Origin of the sequence: Collinsella aerofaciens (assembly GCF_015546965.1) — a bacterium.
GTDB lineage: Bacteria > Actinomycetota > Coriobacteriia > Coriobacteriales > Coriobacteriaceae > Collinsella > Collinsella aerofaciens_X.
This window is the reverse complement of record NZ_JADMUF010000025.1, coordinates 1-2,664: the sequence shown is the minus strand read 5'-3', so window position 1 is coordinate 2,664 and position 2,664 is coordinate 1. Positions and strand designations below refer to the sequence as shown.

Annotated in this window: 3 protein-coding genes; all 3 read right to left on the bottom strand. The window is 68.7% G+C overall.

Features of this window, described 5'->3' with window-relative positions; all coding sequences use genetic code 11:
• Positions 1-107 precede the first annotated feature (107 nt).
• From I1M21_RS09695 to istA, 3 genes are read right to left on the bottom strand one after another with little or no spacing between them, the layout of a single operon-like run.
• Complete coding sequence (locus I1M21_RS09695; protein WP_195193398.1) at positions 108-299, bottom strand: hypothetical protein; 192 nt, start codon at positions 297-299, stop codon at positions 108-110.
• Entirely contained in the window at positions 296-1,066 is a 771-nt protein-coding gene (gene istB, locus I1M21_RS09690; RefSeq protein ID WP_082421956.1) for an IS21-like element helper ATPase IstB, read from the bottom strand. The genes I1M21_RS09695 and istB overlap by 4 nt, the downstream gene beginning before the upstream one ends.
• Positions 1,067-2,524, bottom strand: coding sequence for an IS21 family transposase (gene istA / locus I1M21_RS09685; RefSeq protein ID WP_229025733.1), 1,458 nt, complete (start codon positions 2,522-2,524; stop codon positions 1,067-1,069).
• Positions 2,525-2,664 lie beyond the last annotated feature (140 nt).

The window sequence follows — 2,664 nt, the reverse complement described above, 5'->3', positions numbered from 1 at the left end:
TGTGTTCCGTCAAGTAAAAATCGACAAATACGTCTGTCGAATTTCGACACCCTCATGCTGACCGCCTCCGGGCGGGCCGGCGCCGTCGCGGCCGGCCCGCCCGCTGCCTAGAACGGTATCTCCCAGTCCTCCGGGGGCACCTCCTCCATCCCGCCCCGCTCGCCCGTCATCAGCGGGTGGTCCGGCGTCAGCCCGCAGCCCGGGCACTGGAAGAGCCCGCAGAGCGTCTGCGCGTCCCAGGCGCCGGCGTCGCGGCCCTTCATCCTGTTCACCGGGCAGTCCTCCGCGGCGTACCTCATTCGGCCTCACCCTTCCCGAGCATCAGCGCGTTTTCCATCCTGTAGCTGGCGCCGTTGAACTCCACCAGCCTGCCCGTGTAGACGAGCCTGTCCACGACGGCCGCGGCCATCTTGTCGTCGCCGAACACCGTGCCCCACCTGCTGAACTCTATGTTGGTGGTGACTATGAGGCTCTGGGTGCCCTCGGGGGCCGACATGACCTGGAACAGCAGCCTCGCCCCCTCGACGTCGAGCGGCACGTAGCCGAGCTCGTCGAGTACCAGCAGGTCCGCCGACAGCAGGTCGTCGAGCTCCCTGCGCAGCCTGCCGCGGTCGCGCGCGTCGGCCAGGTGCATCACGAGCTGCGCGACGGTGAAGAACCTCACGGACTTGCCGGCCCTGACGGCGGCGGCGCCGACCGCGATGGCGAGGTGGGTCTTGCCCCTGCCCGTCTTCCCGTGGAAGACGAAGTCCTGGCACGCGTCGATGAAGGCGAGCGACCTGAGGTCGGCCTCCCCGTAGCCGTCGGGGAACGAGACCTGGGAGAAGTCGTAGCCGTCGAGCGACTTGGCCGCGGGGAACCTCGCCCTGCGCATCCTCCTCTCCAGCTGGTTGGCGGCCCTGACCTCCATCTGCCTGGCCAGCAGGCCCTCGACCGCCCTCATCTCGGGGAGCGTCGCCTCCTCGCAGAACTCGTCGACGACGCTGTTCGAGAACAGCATCGAGCGCGCCTTGCCCCTCAGCGAGGACTCGAGCAGGCGCCTGTCGGGGCATGCGGCCCTGGCCATCTACGCCACCCCCATGAAGCCGTCGTAGACGCCGAGGTCCACGGGCTCGTCGTAGGTGACGGTCCCCGTGGCGGCGCGCGCCGCGCTGACGGCGACCGACGCCTCGTCGATGCGGCCGGTCGCCTCGTAGGCGAGGCGCACCGCCTGCAGCGTGGCCTCCCATCCGGAGGTGGCCGCCTGGTCGCGCATCACCCTCAGCTCGGCCTTCAGGCCCGCCCTGTCCAGTGAGTCCATATGCTCCCTGAGCTCGTCGGGGAGCGCCTCCCTCACCCTGCTGTTCTCCCAGCCGCCGGCGTTCCACGCCAGCAGGGCGAGCTGCGAGGCGGGGTCGGACGTGTCGGTCGGGGCGCTGCCGTAGGCCCTGGGGTGCTCGCAGACGAGCTCGCCGCTGTCGGGGTCGTAGACGCTCACGGTCGTCGCCCGCAGGCCGACCGTGAGCCTGCGGCGCGAGAGCGACGGGTGCGTGGAGTAGAGGTGGCGGCCCCTCTCGCCGACCGAGACCTTGCCCTTCTTGTCGGCGGTGCGAGAGACGTAGGTGACGCAGTCGAGGGGCTTGGCCGGCAGCCCGAGCATCGCCAGCCTGTCGGCCTCGAAGAGATCGAGCTCGCGCTCGCCCTTTATCCAGTGGGGCTTGTCGGACATGGCGAGGCTGCGCTCGAGCAGCCTGCGGTTGAAGGCGCCGGCGTCCCACAGCTGGGGGACGGGGACGAAGAGGTTGCGGCGCACGCAGCCCACCTTGTTCTCGACGCTGCCCTTCTCGTTGCCCGAGCGGGGGTTGCAGAACCTGAAGCGGAAGCCGTAGTGGGCGCTGCAGGCGGCGAACAGCTCGGTCGTCCGGACCCCGCCGCCGACGCGGCGGCCGACGCCGGTCGCGTTGTCGAAGACGATCTTGGTCGGCACGCCGCCGACGTGCTCGAAGACGTTGCGCAGGGCCTGGCAGACGCACTCCGACGTCTCGCCCGGGAAGACCTGGGCCAGCCCGACGTTGGAGTACGGGAACGTCATCACGAAGAAGCTCAGCGTGGTCCGCATCCCCCTCACGTAGAAGTCGGCCTCACCGAAGTCGGCCTGCGCCTCGCCGGGGCCCCAGACGAGGTCGAGGTACTGGGCGTCGGCCGCCTCCGCCGAGCGGCGGGCCCTAATCTCCCTGACGCACCGCTCCACGGTGCTGACGGAGACGTCGGCGCCGCACTCGGAGACGAGCCTGTCGTGGACGCGCTTTGCGGTATGGCGCTGCTTGCGTCCGCTGCGCATGTCGTCGTCGAGCCAGGACTCGATCAGGGGCCTGTACGGGTCGAGCTTTGAGCCCTGCGCCCGCCTCGCGGGCGGCTCGGGGCTGAAGTCGTCCATGTCGCGGTACTTGTAGACGGTGTCCCGGCTCACGCCGGTCTTGCGCGCGATCTCGGCGACGCTGTCCCCCTGCCGCCACAGCAGGCGTATAGAATTCTTATCGGTCATGCTGATCATTTCCTCTCCGGGCCTCCTTTGGTAGATACGAAGCACCACCAAGATAGCCCTGCGATCTGGTCAGCATGCCCCTTGCGGGAAGTGTCGACTTTATGCTGCCGTTTTTGTCGATTTAGATGTTACGGAATACA

Excerpts from the sequence above, each read along its gene's own strand:
- I1M21_RS09695 (WP_195193398.1), bottom strand. The coding sequence starts at position 299 with ATGAGGTACGCCGCGGAGGACTGCCCGGTGAACAGGATGAAGGGCCGC.
- istB (WP_082421956.1), bottom strand. The coding sequence starts at position 1,066 with ATGGCCAGGGCCGCATGCCCCGACAGGCGCCTGCTCGAGTCCTCGCTG.
- istA (WP_229025733.1), bottom strand. The coding sequence starts at position 2,524 with ATGACCGATAAGAATTCTATACGCCTGCTGTGGCGGCAGGGGGACAGC.